Here is an 18,569-nt window from a genome sequence, read left to right on the forward strand (position 1 = left end):
AATCCAAACTACCGAAAACTCCTAGAATACGGCTCTCTCAGAGCCTGACTCTCCCAAAATATGTCCGAACTGTTGGTTGGTGGTCTTGAAACAAATTAATATTTATGAACGTACTCAAAAAAATCTTGCCGTTTTTTTTGATGATTTTTGCTGTTGCTGTTGTGGCAGCAGTTGCACATTTTGCGATCGAACAAATTTCCAGCCCAGTCAGTTATTTTCAACCAGTGGATACCAGAGATGGTGCAGAGTTGTACAAAAAAGAACTACCCAACGGAAATCAGGCTTATTTGCAAGTTATTAACGTCCAAAAAATGCAAATAGACCAGCTAATTGGAGAGGTCGATCGGATGGCTTTCAATAAAGGATTGTATTATCAGGGAGAAAAAAAATATTACAGTCCTTTCTTTAAGAGCAAGTTATTTTCTGAAGTTACAGGAGAATACAAAAAACTTTACGGTACTGGTGTTTTTTCCGTGATTAACTGTTCTTTTTTTGAACAATACCAACGCAGCACGCAGCTATCTTTTCCTATCAAATTCAACGGTCAAGTTATTACTGGCGGTAACGGCCTCTACGGCCCCGTCAAAAAACCCAAATATGGGCAGTATAAAAATGTTCGATTGAAAGCTTTGGTCTGGAACGATCTAGAAGCATATATCACAAATTACGAACCGCAAACAGGAACGCCATTGAATCTAAAAGAAGTACAAAATGCAGTTGTTACTTACGAATACAAGCACCATCCAGCTAAACTCATATCTAAAAATCCTGCAAATAGGTATCACGTCATCGGTACGCTGGACAAAGATGGTCGCAAGGGTAATGAATTGCTGGTCATTATCACAGTTAATGAAGCGACATTAGACGCAGCAGCTAAGTTAATGCGAGAGTTCGGAGTGAAAGGAGATATAGTGACGATCGACGGCGGACTCTCAACTTATCTATTCAATCCTAAAATCGGCGAGATTATGTTGCCTCAATCAAATAATATTGCCACTCGGGAACTGCCGCACTATTTAGGATTTAGGAATAGAAAATCTCAGACAGCTTCACCAAAAATATTGGTGGCTCAACCAGCAGGAAAAGTGCAGGTTGAAGCAAATAAACCTTATTTGATTTTGTGGAGAGACAATATTCAGGATGAGGTCAAGATTGAGCTGTATCAAGAGAATAAGTCGGTTCAAAGCATAGCCAACCGCACAACTAGCGATGGGGTTTATGAATGGAAACCTAAGATTGCTGTAAAATCCGGGTCTTTGATTCGGATTTCAAGTGTTAAAAATGCCAAGGTGTCTGGGGCTTTGCAGTTGTGATTGTTGTTGGCAAAGAAATCTCATTGCGATCGCAAATTCCGCACATCCTCTATACTGAGTCGGGTTGTTTGACCGATCGTTGCATCATCCAGGCGATCGAGCAATTGCCGCGCGATCGCATCTTAGTTGCGATCGGGCAGCCGTATGATATTCCTGACGTTGAAACGATTTGGTAGTTGCGGGCGATCGCACTTGGGTTTTCTGGTTAGGGCGATCGGGCAAAACGTACAATGCCCAAACCTTGCTATAATAAAGAATCTTAAAAACTTAACACTAAAGGCTGAGGTTAAAGTCCTGACAATAACTTCACAAGAAACGGATGTAGAGATTCAATAATTTCCCATTGTTCTGGGACAGGGAGGGGAAATTACTATTCCCCAGTTTTTACAAGATTCTCTCAATGTTAATCAGGGAGATATGCTGGTATTACTCCCAATAGGTAATCTGATTGTGATTGCTCTCAAACAACCTCAAGCTCCCCAATTAATCGATCGGATTGCAACGATTATGGAAAATGAAAATATGGCTTTGACTGATTTATTGGCTGGTTTAGAAGCCGAGAGAGAGGCGATTTGGCGGGAGAAACAATCTTGATGCGTAGGATATTTGCACAGGAAACTCTAGAGGCAAGCCGATGGAGTTAATCTTCAAGTAGCGTGAATTATGCAATTTTAAATATTTTCGGAAGTGAGTTTAAAAGAAGATATTGCTGAATCCAATTTGCCCAAGGGAACTACTGCAATTATACCTCACTAGGCGATCGCGCACTGATTTTGAAGCTGGATACATGGATAAAGACGATCGCTATGGTGAAAGCATCGTTATCCCTGCTACCGAAAAACTTTGCTTCTTATCTCTGCAATTCGATGGCTTTTTTCACTGTCGTCAAACGACGAAGACCCTCATTTTTCAAAACACCTAAAATTGACAAGCGGTTTTCGTCAATAATCCGGCGTGTGGTGATTCGGTCTGGATAACACCTCATAAACATATTTGTAAAGTGCGAGCCGTAGTGGATATGCTCATCGCTTGAGGGAGCGAAAAGAGGGCGGACACAAGCCTCGAAATTCGGCTCGTGGAAGTAGGCTATAGCAAATCGCTCCCTCGTATTCAGCCTGACTTTATGTGGTGTTGAGAGGAGGTAGCCATTGGTGAGGAATTGCAGAATATCGCCAGGAAATACCGTTAGTACGCTTGGCACAGGCTTCACGAATATCCAGGGTTCCTCATTTTCATACATACCCCCCATACTTTCAGTCGGCAGCCAATTTCTGTTTCTCTTTTCCCCTTCAACTGGTGGACGTATATAGAGGCCACCCACATCATCCTGGGCCGCGATCACCAATAGGCCGTAATCAGTATGTGCACCGATTCCTCTCGTTGATTTTTGAGATAACGCCGGGAATCGCAATACGCGCATATGATGCCAACCATCCTTGGTCAATTCCGTCAAAGCGTTAATGTCATCCAGTTCCAAGCCCAGGGCCGTCAGTTTCAGCAATTTCTCGCCGATTGAGCCTAGCTCGTCCATGTATGCTTTCATGCTTTGTTGGTAGTCCTCATCAGGCCAAGGCGCCGGACCATGACAAGGCCATTGCGCTTGTACACGCCTATCATTTAGTGGGACATCTTTGCAAACAGTGAATATCTCGGAATAATCGGACTCCCCAGCGGTGACTTCCTCGCCCGAAGCAATATACCCACTGTAGGTAAGATCGCTAATGAATTGGGATTTCGACTCCAGAGGCATACCAAAGAACCGCCTGCTCGCGGCAAAAGTTCTCTCGCTCTTTCGCTCCTGTATTTTGTTCGTGGCCACGTGAAAGATACCGTCCCTTCTCCATGCCTGAATCATCTGGCGAGCTATGTCAATATCGGATTGTATTCCAGTGATACATTCGGGCAGATGAAATATTTGCAAATTAGACACTTCGATTTTCTCTTGGTATTTATGGGTCAGATGTATATAGCAGTTATTGGATAGATGAGGTAGAGGTTTCAACTTAAAAAGCTTGAGTACACTGGGTTTAGGCTTACTCCATCTTTGTGAGAACCGCTATATGTATTTTTATCTATAAATACATATAATAGCTTGCTCACCACCTGTCAAGCCCAAAAAGTTGGAAAAAGCTGGAAAAAGTTTGGTATAGTAACCATCCTATCTCACCATCCCACCTATGGACAGTCCTGAGATCTTGCAATTTGTCGATAAAGCTGTTTGCGCCAAGACAGGCAAACATCTAAACAACTTGCAGCGGGGGATACTTGCGGGAATACTGAAGCGTCAAAGATATGCTGACGTTACAGAAACTTATGATTATAGCTCCCAGCACGTTAAAAATGCTTGTCACGAACTTTTGCAAATGTTATCTGAGGTGTTTGGTGAACAAGTTAAAAAAAGTAATCTTGAATCCGTCCTATAACGACATATAAATCAGAATATAACAACTTTGGTTAATAAAAATAATCAAAATTTTATTGGTATTAGCTATATTAACAATTGCCCTACTCCCTCTACTCCTACCCCAGATCAAAGTCAGCCGGAAACTCCCGACTTGCAGGAGGAAAGCAAAAATCAAACTAAGATTGAAACAATAGATAAATTACGGCAGTTGGGCTTGAGCGACGAGCAAATTGCAGAAGCGCTAGATATACCTTGAGAGCTGGTTAAACAGGTGGACTTGGAGGAGTAAAGTCTGGTACAGTAATAAAGAGGTAAGTTTTGAAAATAAATTAGGAGAATCAAGTGAAAATCAAAATTATCATTCACGAAGCAGAAGAAGGCGGATACTGGGCAGAAGTTCCTGCTATTCCTGGCTGTGCAACAGAGGGAGAAACCTTCGAGGAACTGCTGCAAAACCTCTATGAAGCAATCGAAGGTTGCCTTAGTGTAGATATTGAATCCATCGAGACAAATGAGCGAGACAAAATTATGGAGATTGCTATATGAACTCCATGTCTGGCAAAGAGTTAGCAAAGCTGCTAGAACGTAATTACTGGATATTATTAAGAGTTCAAGGCAGTCACCACATCTACGGGAAAGCTGGAAGCTAAATCCGAATTTCTGTGCCAATTCACGGTAATAAATCTTTAAAAGTTGGATTACTCAGACACTTGTTAAAACAGGCTGGTTTATTGGAAAATATCCATCAAAATAGCAGCACAGTTGAAGAGTCAAATAATGAGAATAAGGAGGCGGATGAATCTGATGCAATCCAGGAAGAACAAGAATGACAACGACGCCTTTGAAAAGGGAAAGCTGGTTTCAGAGAGTGATAATTAAAGATTGGGCGCGCACTTACGATGAAAGCAACAACCCAGCCTACAAGCTATTTTGGGAAACGATCGCAAATCACTGCAATAAAGGTTTCGCCGTCAATCGGTGGAGTATGTTCGGACATGGCAACAGCAGCATCTATCTTAACTCGTACAGAATCGATCCACTGGCGATCGGCGAGAGCTGCTTGGAACTCATCAAGCCATTGGAGAAACTCTGCGAGTTCATTTTTTGAAAGTTATCTTACTGCTGTCTTTATCTCTGTAATGTTCATGGGTAATTAACTTTTTTTGCTAATAGCCGTTTACCTGTGTACTCTAATTATATCGCGACGATCGCATTATACCAAATCCGCTTTCTTCGCTTCAGTCCCCCTCTGCTCGCACTTCGTTTGACAAGAAGCGATTTCAATCGCCGGGTGACTGACAAATCAGCAGCAGAGAAAGAGGAATTTTCGTCTGTGGATGTGTCGGCTCCTCGAATTCACAGACCCTCCAGCCAGATTCCGACACTTGTTGAAACCACGAACTAACTGTGCGAAAATACCACGGCATTGGCTCTCGAAAAGCTCCGCTGCAGTTGTCGAAAGTCTCGGTTTTCCATCCATCAACATAGGGCTGTTCCTGACACGCTGTGAATGGATGAACTGTCTGGATCGACAGATGTCCGTCTGAGACTATTGCTTTGCGTAACGATCGCAATAAATCTCCAATTTCCTCACCCAGTAGCGAGAAATTGCAGACGATTCCATCGTATGGTTGACCGAGTATCGCTGGATCGGCAATAATCTCATCGTAGCCGATCGCCCGAAAGCAACCGCCTCCTTTCTCGCGAGCTCGATCGACCAAAGCAGCGCAACCATCAACTCCAACAACCTCAACACCGCGCTTTGCTAGGGCGCGCGTCAGCCAACCTTCACCGCATCCAACATCCAAAACTCGCCGAGGCTTATAGCGCAGCACTGCTTGCAGAATAGCGTCATCGGTTGCTATCCGGCGACTTTCGATTGTGTTGTATTGGATCGCCTGTATCCATGCGTCAGCATTAGCATCCCAACTTTGTTCAATTTGTTGTTCAGGGCGATCGAATTTCATGGTAATTCTCTTCTCGGTACTAAGCCCAGGCGCATCTAAATTTTACAATCAAGTTTGATGAAATTCTTGTGGGGTGTCCCCCCCGCCGGAAAAGTACAACGCAAGATGCCGGACAGTTTAGGACTTACGAATAAATCTGATTTTCAACCCGATTCTGCGTAAGTCCTGGGTACATAAAAACGAGTTAATAAAGCGCGATTCTTAAACCCACCGACCGACTACAACTCTCACCGTTCCATCTGCCAAAGTTTCCTCTTCTTCAACATGAAAACCCTCTGACTGCACCGCCGCCATCAAACTTTTGCGCGCGTATTTTTGACGGATTGAATTGACAAATTCCTGCTGATTAATTCGAGCGCCCCAAAAATCCGCCACCAATTCGTAATCCTCTCCGCTGCGGCGAAAACCCAAATCGTAACCGTTGGATTGCCGAATCACGTACTCGGCATTAGTTTTGTCACCCCGATAACCCCGTACCTGCACATTGGACTCTACTTGATAACCCAACTCTTCCAACAGTTGATGTAGCAGTTCGCCGTTCTTGATCTGAACCTTAATCGTTGTGAAGTGTGACATATCACTTTCGGATTTTTGTGTGAAACGCTGATTTGATTATAATACTATAAACTGCCACAGTCAATAAGTGAGAAGTTGCGATCTTAAACGCAGTTTGAGCGTCACCGAAAGCAGCCAGGTTACAAGCCCCCGGATTCCTATGTTCAGAAAATTACAACAGAGTATTCGATAACAATTGCCCCGATTTATTCGTGCGTGAGTTCGCTTTTTTTACTCATCCAATTCTTCAATCTAAAATCCAAAATCTAAAATCCAAAATCGTATGATAGCCGACAATTCTAACCAACCCAGAGAATATGATGCCGTCCTCGGCGGCCAAAGTCAAATCCCGATCGCCGGCGCTGTTTTGGGAGGCATCGCCGGGGTCAAGCAGCGCTTCAACAGTCCTAGTATCGAGTCGCGGATTGCCGCTGTTAAAGATGCTCCTAAATACGGAGGCGCTGGTTTAAATTTAGCAATTGAGGCGCTGCTTGACCCCGCAGCAGAAGTGCAGCGAGTTGCTTATTTAATTTTGCGATCGAGGACAGAACCTCTAGTGCGCCAAGCTTTAAAAGAATTCGTCCCTTACAAGCTTTTTGACTGCATCCGCACGAGCAAAACTGGGACAAATGTTGCGATTAGTCCCGGAGGATCTCGCACGGCTAGTTTGCACGGGAAAATAATTAGAATTTGCGATGTAGAGACAGGAGAAATACTCTATACTGTTGACAAGTATCCCCGCGCTCAAGAAACTTTTGTCCTTTGCCAAGAAAGCGAAGTTTTTGTGAGAAGCAGAAATACTCCGAAACACCGTGCGATCGAAATTTGGCAAGGAGGAGAATTGCGGCATACTTCCCTCGGACACGAAGCGGAAATTAGCGCAATTGTCATCAGTCCCGACAGTCAAGTTATCGCCAGCGGTTCGGCAGATACTACTATCAAAATTTGGAATTTAGAGACTGGAAAGTTAATCTGTACTTTTGGCAATCTTTTAACTTGGGGAGCTCATAAAGCAGGAATTGTTAGTCTTGCTTTTAGCCCGATCGCACAAACTCTCGCTAGCAGCAGTTCTGACGGTACAATTAAGCTGTGGAACCTCCGCAGCAGAGAATGCTCCCAAACAATTAAAGGTTATGCGAATTGTCTGGCTTTCAGTCCAGACGGGCAGACGTTGGCTACCGGTGGCTGGGACAGAAATATTCAACTGCGGCAGCTATCGAATCCAGATAGTCCAATCACTTTGGCCGGGCATTTTAACTCGATAAATGCGATCGCCTTTAGTCCCGACGGACTCACTGTTGTCAGTGCTAGTGCTGATGGTAATATCAAATTTTGGAATGCCAGTACCGGCGAACATATTCACACTCTCAGCGGACATCAAACCTCTGTTACTTGTCTTACTTTTAGCAGCGATAGTAAAACTATTATTAGCGGCAGTACAGACAAAAATCTCAAAATTTGGGGAATTAATTGAAGGAATAAGGAAGAAAGAAGAAGGAAGAGAGAAGAAAGAAGAAGCAATCGATCTCATGAGTTTCAGCAATTAAGCACCTCCTAACAATTCAGGCGCTGGCTATATTTCCAAATTACCGATTCCCGATTCCTCGGTGCGTGAATCTACGCAAAAAAATATAATAAATTTACAATTCCAGTTCTTGTGCAAGCCGATAATTGCGGAACTTATTTTTGTAATAGTATACATACTTACAGTAAAAGTACCAATTGGCAGGCATTATTCACTTGATTGTCAATTTCTGAACAGTCGCCAGAAACCCTGAGCGAGCCACAATTCCTGAATCCTTGAAACTAGCTTTAAACTATCGCATATTGCTCGGATGAGTATCGCAGCTAACTGTAATATTTGACTTAAAAAGTTTATGCTTAAAAGATAGGCTGGGGTTAAATATACAGTGCATCCCAGAGTAACCATGTCACACTGCAACCAATCCATCTGTCGTTCCCCCAATATCGCAGAAATGTGCGACACTGCTGCTACTTGGCAGCAAAAAGCCGATCGACTAACGGTAGAATTAAACAGCACCCAGGAGCGACTTCACGCAGAAATCGATCGGCTCAAACAAGCCAACGAAACCCTTCACGCCGCTGTCAGTTGTGCCTCCATTTTCCTGTGGGCAACAGACAGAGAAGGCAAGTTAACCCTTACAGCAGGGAAAGGATTAGAAAATTTGGGACTCAAACCAGATGCAACTGTCGGGCTGTCGATTTTTGAAGTTTACAGCAGCCAGCCAGATATCTTAGAAAATATTGCCGAGGTACTAGCAGGAAACGATCGCACTTGGAATGCCCGAGAGGGACATTTTATGTACGAAATTCGATCCGCCGCCCTGCGAGATGGAAACGGCGAAGTTGTCGGGGCAGTGGGTGTTTCTACTCAAATTACCGAGCGCGAGCAGTCCATCGCCACTCTGGAAACGGTAAATCAAGAATTAGAAGACAGACTTCAGCAGCAAATGGCAGTCTTCAATGCAGCACTTGCTGAAAGCGAAAAAAAGTACCGCAACCTCGTAGAAACCTCCCAAGAATTGATTTGGTCGATCGATATTGAAGGCCTCTTGACTTTTGTCAATTCCGCCGCCAAACGCATCTACGGTTACGAACCGCCAGAAATGATCGGCCGCCGCTTCACCGATTTTTTAGTTCACGACCCAAAAAATAGACCAAGAGAAATATTTGCCCAACTTTTAGCGAGAACCAAAATTCAGCCACAAACCGCTAATTCTCCTTACGAAACAGTACACATTCGCAAAGACGGTACTCCCGTGCATCTGCGCGTCAACAGCATCATCAACCAAGCTGAAAACGGCGCTATTTTAGGCTTGTGCGGAACGGCGATAGATATTAGCGATCGCAAGCGATCGGAAGAAGCACTCCAAGAAGCTACAGACCAACTTCGCGCCGTGTTAGATGCCGTGCCCGGACTAATTTCTTGGATCAGTTCAGATTTGCGGTATATCGGAGTCAACCAGCACTTAGCAACCTCGTTCAAACTGTCTCCTGAAAGCTTTGTCGGTCAAGAAATCAACTTTCTCGACAAAGGCTCGACTTTTGAAGAAATGATCCGCAATTTTTTTGACAGTTCATCTCAGCAAACCTCCCAAGAAATAGACATACAAATTAACGGGTTAGTCCGAAATTATTTGATAGTAGTTCAGAAATATCTTCAGGGAACCGCAGCAGTTTGTGTAGGGACAGACATTACCGACCGCAAGCGTGCGGAAGCTCTAAAAAACCAATTGATATGCTCGCTGCAAGAATCAGAACACAAATTTCGCAGCCTTTATGAAGCCACCAGCGACGCAGTAATGCTGCTCGACGAACAATATTTTTTTGACTGCAACCAGGCTACTTTAAAAATATTTGGCTGTAGCAACAAAAAAGAATTTTACGGCAAGCATCCGAGCGAATTTTCCCCGCCATTTCAGCCTAACGGACAAGATTCAGCCAGTTTAGCTTCACAGAAAATGAACACAGCAATGCTCGTAGGTAGCTGTCGATTTGACTGGGTACACAAACGACTCGACGGTTCAGAATTTTCCGCAGAAGTTCTGTTAAACGCAATGGAAATTAACGGACAAAAATTTCTCCAAGCAGTAGTACGCGACATTACAGAGCGCAAACGGGATGAGGATCAAATCAAAGCCTCCCTCGCCGAAAAAGAAGTCCTTCTCCAAGAAATTCACCACCGCGTCAAAAACAACCTCCAAGTTATTTCTAGCCTGCTAAAACTTCAGTCTCGCTACATTCAAGACAGCCGCGTTAGTGAAATGTTAAAAGAAAGTCAAAACCGAGTCAGATCGATGGCTCTGGTTCACGAACAATTATATCAATCCAAAGACTGGTCTAACATTGATTTTGCTGAATATATCCAAAATCTCGCCCACAATTTATTCCAAGCTTATGAAATTCATGCAGAAGGCGTTAAGTTGCAAACAAATATTGCGCCGTGTTCTCTTAATATTGATACGGCAGTTCCTTGCGGATTAATTATCAATGAGCTTGTGACAAATGCTCTGAAATATGCTTTTACAGGACAAATCAAAGGTAAAATTAACATAGATTTTACTTTAGGAAATAATAGACTTTGCGTGCTAACCGTGAGCGACAGCGGAATTGGTTTTCCTCAAGACTTAGATTATCGAAAAGCCCGAACGTTGGGTTTACGACTGGTCGGGTCTTTAGTCAAGCAAATCCGGGGGAAAATAGAACTGTTAGAAACTGCTGGCACGACTTTTAAAATAACCTTTTCCCAACCCCAATTGCATTCTTAGGAGAGAATTTAGTGTTTAACAAAAAAATTCTGATTGTTGAAGACGAAAGCATCATTGCGGAAGACATTTCCGACTGTTTAATATCTCTAGGTTATCGAATAACTGGTATGGTCTATTCAGGAGAAGAAGCAATTGAATCTGTAGCCCAATTTCGACCAGATTTGGTTTTGATGGATGTTAACCTGCAAGGAGAAATCGACGGCATTACAGCAGCAGCAGAAATTTTATCGCGCTTTCAAATCCCGGTAGTTTATCTGACAGCTTATGCTGACGAAAACACTTTATGGCGCGTCAATGCGACCAAACCATTCGGCTATATTGTCAAACCATTTGAGGAAAAAAACTTGCACACAACTATTCAATTAGCTCTCCACCGACATCAATACGATAGCTTGACAAACTTGCCAAATCGTTCGTTGTTCCGAGATCTGCTAAGTCAGATATTAGACAAGCAAAAAAAATGGTCAGCACTCATTCCCGTTATGACTCTCAGTTTAGATAGAATTAACCGAATTAACAGTACCTTGGGACACGAAATTGGCGACTCGGTACTTTGCAAATTTGCCGAGCGGCTTAGTAACTGCACGGAGAAGATTAATATTGTGGCTCGTTTGGAAGCGGCCCAATTTGCAATTGTTCTAGAACCAGTTGCGGAAAAACAGGATGCTGCCAAGATTGCTCAAAACATTTTAGATATTGTAGCCCAACCTATGATTGTCAAAGGCTCGGAACTTTACCTCACGGCAAGTATCGGCATTTCTTTATCTCCAAGCGACGCCAGCGATGGAGACCAGCTCCTAAAAAATGCTTATACAGCTATGTACAATTCTCAGCAACAAGGGGGCAATAATTATCAGTTTCACACTGCAAAAGTAGCGCACAGTTCCATCAAGAGATTCAATCAAGAAACTTTTCTCCGCAATGCTTTAAAGCGCTCGGAATTTGAAGTTTACTATGAGCCGCAAATAGAAATTAAAACAGGGAAAATTATTGGTGCTGAAGCTTTGGTGCGCTGGAATCATCCAGAAAGGGGCAGAGTTTCTCCGGGAGAATTTATTCCCATGGCTGAAGAAATGGGCTTGATTGCACCGCTGGGCGAATGGGTGTTAGAGACTGCTTGCAGGCAAACTAAAGTTTGGCAAACACAGGGTTTGCCGCCGTTGCGGGTAGCAGTCAACGTGTCAGCCCGCCAGTTTGAGCAAAAAAATTTGACGGAGAGAGTCAGACAAATATTGACAGAAACTAATCTCGATCCTAAATGTCTGGAATTAGAATTGACGGAAAGTCTGATTTTGCAAGATGAAAAGACTGCTGTTCAAGCTTTTACGGCGTGGAGAGATATGGGGATTAGCATAGCAATTGATGATTTTGGAATGGGATATTCTTCTTTGAGTTATCCGAAACGCTTTCCGTTTGATGCGATCAAAATTGACAAGAGTTTTATTCGCGATATTGCAGAGGATCGCCAAAATGCAGCGATTACAATAGCGATTATTCAAATGGCACACGGCATGAACATGACGGTGATTGCTGAGGGTGTAGAAAATGAATCGGAACTTGCTTTTCTGTGCGATCGCGAGTGCGACGAAATTCAAGGTTATTTTTTCAGTCAGGCTTTGCCAATGGCTGAGTTTGAAGAGCTGCTTAAAAGCGATAAGTGCTGGGAGTTATAGCATTCGGCAGTTATTGCTGAAGCCAGTTATGCACGAGGCAATAAAAGCAAGACTTTCAGTGCTAACCAAATCCATTGCTTGTTGTCCTTGTTAGCTACAAATCACTAGATTTCATCGCATTGAATGGTCGATCGACCTTTTTTCAATCGTATCTTGACCTGCGGCGCAACTTCTTAAGGTCTGAGGATGGTCTGAAGATGGCTGGCAGCCGCTGCTATACTGAGATGCCTGAGATGTGGGAGACGATCGTCCTGTCTGTAGAGTTAGCTGGTATGAAGCAGAAGCCTATGCTTGTTTTGTTGGGATGCGCTTGCCGACGGAAGCGGAATGGAAAAAAGCGGTAAGTTGGAATTCGGCAGAGTAGTTCGCTATCAATATTTTATAGATTCCAGAAGCTCAACCTCTTCAAGATTATAGGTAACGATAACGCCACAGGGTCTCATCAGAGCATTAATAATAGGATTACCTAAGAATGTAATGAACGTAACAGAAGCGATTTATTAAAGCTTGCATACTGTACGCAATTATTCAACCGAGACGTTAAATAGCTGAAATCCTCTCCCCAAGTCTTTCTCCCTCGGGCAGACGGGCACAAAACCCCGAGAGGAGCAAAGCCCCTAATCTCCGATCTGCTCGGCTATAAGGTTAAACGTTCGGCGTTAGGTGAGTAAATTACTTTGGCTAGGTTCCTAGAAATTCATAGATAGGATTCTCTGCTCGCTGCGAGCAGTCTTTAGTGATTGCTTACGTCTTATCTCTAAACTCTCATACTGTTTCAGTACCCAAATACTTATGAGCTATCAGTTTGATTTCTCAATTGTCTGGGATAATCTTGCTTTGTTATTTGCAGGTGCATTAACGACCTTCAGGATATCAGTTATCGCGATCGCATTCGGTCTAGTCATAGGCATTATTGGGGCAGTCTGTAGAACCTCTGACAACAAAATCCAAAATGCGATCGCTTTAGCCTACGTGGAGGTTATTCGGAATACCCCGTATATCATCCAACTGTTTTTCATCTTCTTTGGGATGCCAAATTTGGGCATCAAGTTAACGGCAGAGCAAGCATCAATCTTGTCACTTGCTTTAAACTTTGGTGCTTATTCGACCGAAATTGTGCGGTCTGGAGTCGAGAGCATTAGCAAAGGTCAAACGGAAGCTGGAATGGCACTTGGCTTCAACAAGATATCGGTTTTTCGGTACATAATTCTGATGCCTGCCTTGGCGAATATTTATCCGGCCCTGATCGGACAGGTGATTTTGGCAGTGTTATTTACGAGTGTTGTGTCTCAGATTGCCACTGAGGACTTAACTTTTGCAGGAGATTTTCTCAATTCTCGGACTTTTCGCAGTTTTGAGGTTTACTTTGCCATATCGCTCATTTATTTAGCGATCGTTTGGACGATCAAAGGAATGTCCTATCTAATTGAGCGGCGATTTTTTAAGTTTGCACAGTATCGACGATAGTTAATTGGAAAGATAAAATGAATGGATTTACAGTACCGCAGATATTCATTAACTTGGTGGTGGCGGCAAAATGGACAATTATCTTGTCTATCATCGCCTTTGTTGTAGGCGGAATTGTTGGTTTTTTATTGATGCTGATGCGGATATCTCCCAACAAGTGGATTAAAGGCTTAAGTCTGATCTATATCGAGTTCTTTCAAGGAACACCATTACTCTTACAGCTTTTTCTGGCTTTTTTCGGTATGTCGGTGGTTTTTGGGATAAATTTATCGCCACTTGCAGCCGCTACCATTGCTCTGACGGCTTTTACGAGTTCATTTCTAGCAGATATCTGGCGCGGCTCGATTGAAGCTGTTCCCGCAGGACAGTGGGAAGCTGCCTCAGCGTTGGGGTTTGGCTATTCTAAACAGCTAGAGTTAATCGTTCTGCCCCAAGCTCTTAAAATGTCGATCGCACCGACTGTCGGCTTCCTCGTGCAGGTAATTAAAGGGACTTCGCTGGCATCAGTAATTGGGTTCTCTGAGGTATCTCGTGTCGCTTCTGAGATCAATAATGTCACATTGAACTCACTCTTGGTCTTTTCGATAGCTGGTCTAATTTATTTTATTCTTTGCTATCCGCTATCTCTTTGGAGTCAGCGGTTGGAGAAGCAACTCAACTACAAATCATAGAAATATCAACCAGAGGGATATTTGGAGTGTTGCTGATGATGAAAATATTTAAGGAATTGATTCCCAACAAATGGCATCGGGCGATCGCGTTGTTTCTCGCCAGTTTGATTCTGACTGTGAGCATTGCTGCTTGCTCAAGCCCAACTAAGTCCATAACCTCAATGGCTGTGTTTAACCCTTCGGCAGTTGTACCTCCTAAGGGCGATCCAGATAAAACTTTAGACAAAATCATGGCAGCAGGAGCGATCAAAGTAGCAGTTCCCAATGACTTTACGCCGTTTGGATCGATGAGTTTCGATATGCAGCCGCAAGGCTATGACATCGATGTGGCAAATGAGATCGCCAAGGCTTTGGGAGTCAAATCGGAGTTAGTGCCTGTGATCGGCAACTATCGCATTCCGTTTCTTCAGACCGATCGCGTTGATATCGTGATCTCCAGTTTGGGCAAAAATCCAGCTCGCGCCAAAATTATTGATTTTTCCAAGCCCTATGCGCCATTTTTTTCAGGGGTGTATGGCAGTCCAGATATCAAAGCGCCCTCACTCAACGATCTAAAAGGACGATCGCTTGGCGTTGCTCAAGGTTCTTTAGAAGATTTAGAAATTTCCAAGCTATCGCCAGACCAAACGCCTCTAGTCAAACGATTTTCTAGCAACAGTTTAACTGCATCTGCTTTGATATCAGGTCAAGTAGAACTGATTGCTACTGGGAATGTCGTCGCTGCCAAAGTAATTCGCGATAATCCCAATATCAAAATTGAAAACAAGTTCATCATGAAAAATTCACCCTGCTACGTCGGTGTTCGTAAAGGAGACCTAAAGCTAGTAGCAAAACTTGACAACATTATTGATGACATGAAGCAGTCTGGCAAATTAAATGAACTTTCGTTGAAATGGTTTGGCGAGCCACTGCCAGACTTGACTCCTCCTCCAGCAACTTAGGTCAACGGCAAATCAACAAAACGAATCAACGATCGATCTCGAATTCCCAAACATATCTCAAGGAAAATATTAAAATGTACGACTCCCAATCTACCGTCAATCAAGCCACCGGGTTAAGCAATCGCTTAGAGCCAATCATCATCGCTAAAAATGTCGAAAAAACCTATGACAATGGGTTTCATGTACTCAAAGGAATCAGCTTGACTGTAAATAAAGGCGAGGTGGTGGTGTTAATGGGGCCATCGGGCTCTGGCAAATCCACCTTTATTCGTACCTTCAATGCGTTAGAACCATACCAAAAAGGCAGCATTGAGATTGATGGGACGCGGATTTCGCACGATGCTAAAAATATTGAAATGGTGCGGCGCGAGGTGGGGATGGTGTTTCAGCAATTTAACCTGTTTCCTCACCTGACAATTTTGGGCAATGTCACTCTAGCGCCGCTCCACTTGCGCGGAATGTCTAAACCAGAGGCTGACAAGTTGGGCATGGAACTGCTGGAGCGAGTCGGGATTGCTCACCAAGCAAACAAATACCCCGGACAGTTGTCGGGTGGTCAACAACAACGGGTGGCGATCGCTCGCGCTCTAGCCATGCGTCCTAAAGTGATGCTTTTTGATGAGCCGACTTCAGCCCTTGACCCAGAAATGGTGCAGGAAGTGTTGCAGGTAATGCGAGGTCTGGCGGATAGCGGCATGACGATGGTTTGCGTTACCCATGAAGTAGGCTTTGCCCGTGAAGTCGCCGATCGCATTATCTTCCTAGCTGAGGGTGTGCTGGTGGAAGATACTACTCCAGATAAGTTTTTTAACAATCCTTCTAACGAGCGGACAAAGAAATTTCTGTCACAGATTTTACATTAATTATTGATGGAAATGGAGAATTGGTAATTGGGAATTGGAAATTGGAAATTGGGAATTGTTGACTGTTGACTGTTGACTGTTGACTGTTGACTGTTAACTGTTGACGGCGTTGAGTGATGACAACTGACAACTCACAACTGACAACTGACAACTGACTAATTTAAAAGATACGATCGACCAACCAACTTCCCAGCCACAGCCCGAAACCGGAAGTAGCCACCAACAGGGTAAACGTGTAAAGCCCGCTACCAGTGTGGATCGACCTTTCTCCAGCTACCATCCGCGCCACAACTCCAGCAATAATCCCGATCGCCGCCCAAGCCCCATAAACAGTCTTAGATCCAGCGATGGCCAAGGCTTGCGCGATCGCCTCCGAACCCGCCCCAGCCCAAGCCCCCGCCCACGCCCCAATCCCCAGCCCGATCGCACCTCCGAACCCGACGGGGCCGCCAGAATTCACGCCTACTTCCACCGCCAGCCCGCACGTCAAGCCGACAATCGCCCAACACACGGCCGCCACCAACGCCTTGACCCAATCCCCAGAACCCGTTCCAGCCATCAATCCCACCACGGTCACCACTCCCGCTACGGCTAAAACTACAGCCACAGCCCGAGACTCAGCCTCGGAACTGGCGATCGCCCCCAAACCGGCCCCAACTGCGCTCCAAGCAGCCCCTGTTACCATTCCTCCCGCCTTAAAACCGGCGATCGACCCCCCCACCGCCCCAGCCAAAACTAACGCCGCCAGCCACACTCTGGGCGTTGCCGAACCCTCGGCTACCAAAATCGCCGCCCACAGCCAATCTGCACCGCAGATTAAAGCCCACATCCACAGCGGGGCGGTTGATACCGTCAAAATCCAACCGGTCAAAGCGTAACTCGCCACGGCGATTGCCAGCGGCCCCCAAGGAAAGCTTGAATAGTTTTGAGATGGCCGCGGTTTTGAGTATTGAGTTGAAAATTCTTTTTTTCTTTTCGACATCAGCTTTGGATAGTTTTGAGATGGCCGTGCTTTCCTCGCCACGCTTCGCCCAACTTGCTTTCTTCCCCGCCACGCTTGGCGATTTTGAGCTGTAAATCGTTTCTTGCTTGAAGAATTCTTTTGAGTTGGAAATTTTTTGGAGGCGGCTTTTGGGCGGGTTTGACTGCGCCCAGAACCAGGCCTGGCGGCTGATTTTCCAGAACGCCTTCTCAGTGGCTTTTCAGGCGCAGGGGGTGGCTGCTGCTGAAACTGTTTGTCGATCGACCTTGATGATTCAGGCTGACTCAGAAACAACGCCAACTGCTGGTAAGCTTCATTAATTTCTGTTAATCTTTGGTGAGCTTTTTGTTGCAGGCGATCGTTGTGGGCAAACCGATCGGGATGCCACACAAACGCTAAATCCCTGTAAGCGCGCTTAATTTCTTCTAAGGAAGCTCCAGGCTCAATTTCGAGGATTTCGTAGCATCGATTAATGTCACCCATAAGCTTCGATCGGCTGGTATTTGTAAATTTGCGTGAAGCGAAGCTATCCCGTAGGGAATCGCACTTAACATCTTGTACTATTCTCAGCCAAGCTGCACAATCAAGCGATTTGAGGTTTGAGATTTGAGATTTGAGATTTGAGATTGGGACTTACGCATCACAACCTTCAGAAACCCGGTTTTTTACCGTTTCTGCGAGCTGTAACGAAGTATGATGCAAAAAACCCGGTTTCTCACCACCCGTGCGTTTACCGCTGGCGAGTCATAGAAGATAACATCCAAGATTTCTCTCTTTGACTGAGTAGGCGGTCTGGTTTTCTTGTTTCGTGGTAATAATGGCTCGATAAGTTCCCACTCTTTATCGGTTAAGCTGCGGGAGTACGACATTTTTTTCCGATCTTAGCTCATCATCAAAGAGCTCCCAAATGGGTTCTATAAGCTTTACAGCTATTTAGGTGTACCTCACCAAACTGTAAAGTGCTATATACCAATACTCCGGACAGTTTTGGGAACAAGACTACAAGCTTACGCGGGGCAAGGATCATAAATAAAGTCGAATTAAATGTAAGTCAGGGGTGGAGCTGACATTGATTTAATTGTCCACAGTGGCTCAAAGTCGTAGAGAATAAGCCATTGGGCCATATAAAAACTGTCCGGAGTATTGATATACTGGAGAAGAAAACTCGCCCTCAAAGGCAAATGTCAGAATTGTACTATTGAACTAAGAATAAATGGCTCATGCTTCCTTTTGCATCTCGTATTGTAGGCCAAACTTTACTTTTATTGAGTCTGTTAGATATCCCAGCCACAGCAACCTAAGTCTGGATTGGTGCTGGACGAATTACTGATGGTATTGGACAAGGAGGCTCGGTTAAACTGAAACTATAAATTGACGGCAATAATGTCCGATCAATATACAGGTTTCATTTGAATGGTACTATCTATGATGGAACGATTAGTAC

22 protein-coding genes are annotated in these 18,569 nt (G+C 44.4%); 17 read left to right on the plus strand and 5 right to left on the minus strand.

Translation table 11 applies throughout. The annotated features are described in order from the left end of the window. Window positions 1-104: 104 nt before the first annotated feature. The 3 genes from QUA13_RS19315 (at window position 105) to QUA13_RS19325 (ending at window position 1,907) form a co-directional block, all read left to right on the plus strand. The gene (locus QUA13_RS19315; RefSeq protein ID WP_333201039.1) at window positions 105-1,313 is read left to right on the plus strand and encodes a hypothetical protein; all 1,209 of its coding nucleotides are present in this window, start codon (window positions 105-107) and stop codon (window positions 1,311-1,313) included. Further along, complete coding sequence (locus tag QUA13_RS19320) at window positions 1,310-1,489, plus strand: hypothetical protein (protein WP_333201041.1); 180 nt, start codon at window positions 1,310-1,312, stop codon at window positions 1,487-1,489. Before QUA13_RS19315 ends, QUA13_RS19320 begins: the two co-directional genes overlap by 4 nt. Window positions 1,490-1,730: 241 nt before the next feature. Continuing rightward, complete coding sequence (locus tag QUA13_RS19325; protein WP_333201043.1) at window positions 1,731-1,907, plus strand: hypothetical protein; 177 nt, start codon at window positions 1,731-1,733, stop codon at window positions 1,905-1,907. A gap of 256 nt (window positions 1,908-2,163) precedes the next feature. Here QUA13_RS19325 and QUA13_RS19330 read toward each other — a convergent pair whose 3' ends face one another. Next, window positions 2,164-3,243 carry a 2-oxoglutarate and iron-dependent oxygenase domain-containing protein gene (locus QUA13_RS19330; protein ID WP_333201045.1) on the minus strand — a complete coding sequence of 360 codons (1,080 nt, stop codon included), beginning with the start codon at window positions 3,241-3,243 and terminating at the stop codon, window positions 2,164-2,166. Window positions 3,244-3,490: 247 nt separating this feature from the next. Between QUA13_RS19330 and QUA13_RS19335 the strand changes: the two genes are divergently transcribed. From QUA13_RS19335 to QUA13_RS19355, 6 genes are all read left to right on the plus strand, one after another. Further along, window positions 3,491-3,736 carry a hypothetical protein gene (locus QUA13_RS19335; protein WP_333201047.1) on the plus strand — a complete coding sequence of 82 codons (246 nt, stop codon included), beginning with the start codon at window positions 3,491-3,493 and terminating at the stop codon, window positions 3,734-3,736. 27 nt (window positions 3,737-3,763) lie between these two features. Next, window positions 3,764-3,973 carry a hypothetical protein gene (locus tag QUA13_RS19340; RefSeq protein ID WP_333201049.1) on the plus strand — a complete coding sequence of 70 codons (210 nt, stop codon included), beginning with the start codon at window positions 3,764-3,766 and terminating at the stop codon, window positions 3,971-3,973. Between the two features lie 86 nt (window positions 3,974-4,059). Continuing rightward, a complete protein-coding gene (locus QUA13_RS19345; RefSeq protein WP_332960085.1) occupies window positions 4,060-4,263 on the plus strand; it encodes a type II toxin-antitoxin system HicB family antitoxin in 204 nt (67 codons plus the stop codon). Continuing rightward, a complete protein-coding gene (locus tag QUA13_RS32820; RefSeq protein ID WP_445242732.1) occupies window positions 4,260-4,367 on the plus strand; it encodes a type II toxin-antitoxin system HicA family toxin in 108 nt (35 codons plus the stop codon). The genes QUA13_RS19345 and QUA13_RS32820 overlap by 4 nt, the downstream gene beginning before the upstream one ends. Window positions 4,368-4,379: 12 nt before the next feature. Next, window positions 4,380-4,547 carry a type II toxin-antitoxin system HicA family toxin gene (locus tag QUA13_RS19350; RefSeq protein ID WP_333201051.1) on the plus strand — a complete coding sequence of 56 codons (168 nt, stop codon included), beginning with the start codon at window positions 4,380-4,382 and terminating at the stop codon, window positions 4,545-4,547. Continuing rightward, window positions 4,544-4,825 carry a hypothetical protein gene (locus QUA13_RS19355; protein WP_333201053.1) on the plus strand — a complete coding sequence of 94 codons (282 nt, stop codon included), beginning with the start codon at window positions 4,544-4,546 and terminating at the stop codon, window positions 4,823-4,825. The genes QUA13_RS19350 and QUA13_RS19355 overlap by 4 nt, the downstream gene beginning before the upstream one ends. Window positions 4,826-4,997: 172 nt before the next feature. On the opposite strand, the gene QUA13_RS19360 is transcribed toward QUA13_RS19355, so the two are convergent. Together QUA13_RS19360 and QUA13_RS19365 are read right to left on the minus strand one after the other, a co-directional pair. Then, window positions 4,998-5,684 carry a class I SAM-dependent methyltransferase gene (locus tag QUA13_RS19360; protein ID WP_333201055.1) on the minus strand — a complete coding sequence of 229 codons (687 nt, stop codon included), beginning with the start codon at window positions 5,682-5,684 and terminating at the stop codon, window positions 4,998-5,000. A 201-nt stretch (window positions 5,685-5,885) separates the two neighbouring features. Then, on the minus strand, window positions 5,886-6,260 hold the full coding sequence (locus QUA13_RS19365; RefSeq protein WP_333201056.1) for a DUF1257 domain-containing protein: 375 nt from the start codon (window positions 6,258-6,260) through the stop codon (window positions 5,886-5,888). 262 nt (window positions 6,261-6,522) lie between these two features. Between QUA13_RS19365 and QUA13_RS19370 the strand changes: the two genes are divergently transcribed. From QUA13_RS19370 to QUA13_RS19405, 8 genes are all read left to right on the plus strand, one after another. Then, a complete protein-coding gene (locus tag QUA13_RS19370; protein ID WP_333201058.1) occupies window positions 6,523-7,713 on the plus strand; it encodes a WD40 repeat domain-containing protein in 1,191 nt (396 codons plus the stop codon). A gap of 454 nt (window positions 7,714-8,167) precedes the next feature. Next, on the plus strand, window positions 8,168-10,528 hold the full coding sequence (locus QUA13_RS19375) for a PAS domain S-box protein (RefSeq protein ID WP_333201060.1): 2,361 nt from the start codon (window positions 8,168-8,170) through the stop codon (window positions 10,526-10,528). Between the two features lie 11 nt (window positions 10,529-10,539). Further along, complete coding sequence (locus QUA13_RS19380) at window positions 10,540-12,201, plus strand: EAL domain-containing protein (protein WP_333201062.1); 1,662 nt, start codon at window positions 10,540-10,542, stop codon at window positions 12,199-12,201. Between the two features lie 235 nt (window positions 12,202-12,436). Then, window positions 12,437-12,565: an SUMF1/EgtB/PvdO family nonheme iron enzyme gene (locus QUA13_RS19385; protein ID WP_422614745.1), complete on the plus strand. Its 129-nt coding sequence runs from the start codon at window positions 12,437-12,439 to the stop codon at window positions 12,563-12,565. 428 nt (window positions 12,566-12,993) lie between these two features. Continuing rightward, the gene (locus QUA13_RS19390; protein ID WP_333201064.1) at window positions 12,994-13,668 is read left to right on the plus strand and encodes an amino acid ABC transporter permease; all 675 of its coding nucleotides are present in this window, start codon (window positions 12,994-12,996) and stop codon (window positions 13,666-13,668) included. A 17-nt stretch (window positions 13,669-13,685) separates the two neighbouring features. Beyond that, window positions 13,686-14,339 (plus strand): amino acid ABC transporter permease, encoded by a 654-nt coding sequence (locus QUA13_RS19395; protein ID WP_172187740.1) that lies wholly within the window; start codon window positions 13,686-13,688, stop codon window positions 14,337-14,339. 35 nt (window positions 14,340-14,374) lie between these two features. Then, window positions 14,375-15,280 (plus strand): transporter substrate-binding domain-containing protein, encoded by a 906-nt coding sequence (locus tag QUA13_RS19400; protein WP_333201066.1) that lies wholly within the window; start codon window positions 14,375-14,377, stop codon window positions 15,278-15,280. 74 nt (window positions 15,281-15,354) lie between these two features. Beyond that, window positions 15,355-16,143, plus strand: coding sequence for an amino acid ABC transporter ATP-binding protein (locus tag QUA13_RS19405; protein ID WP_333201068.1), 789 nt, complete (start codon window positions 15,355-15,357; stop codon window positions 16,141-16,143). A 160-nt stretch (window positions 16,144-16,303) separates the two neighbouring features. On the opposite strand, the gene QUA13_RS19410 is transcribed toward QUA13_RS19405, so the two are convergent. Continuing rightward, a complete protein-coding gene (locus QUA13_RS19410; RefSeq protein ID WP_333201070.1) occupies window positions 16,304-17,608 on the minus strand; it encodes a J domain-containing protein in 1,305 nt (434 codons plus the stop codon). A gap of 182 nt (window positions 17,609-17,790) precedes the next feature. Continuing rightward, entirely contained in the window at window positions 17,791-17,994 is a 204-nt protein-coding gene (locus QUA13_RS32825; protein ID WP_445242733.1) for a transposase, read from the minus strand. Window positions 17,995-18,569 lie beyond the last annotated feature (575 nt).

This window comes from Microcoleus sp. S28C3 (genome assembly GCF_036700785.1).
In the GTDB taxonomy this organism is placed as follows: Bacteria; Cyanobacteriota; Cyanobacteriia; order Cyanobacteriales; family Microcoleaceae; genus Microcoleus; species Microcoleus asticus.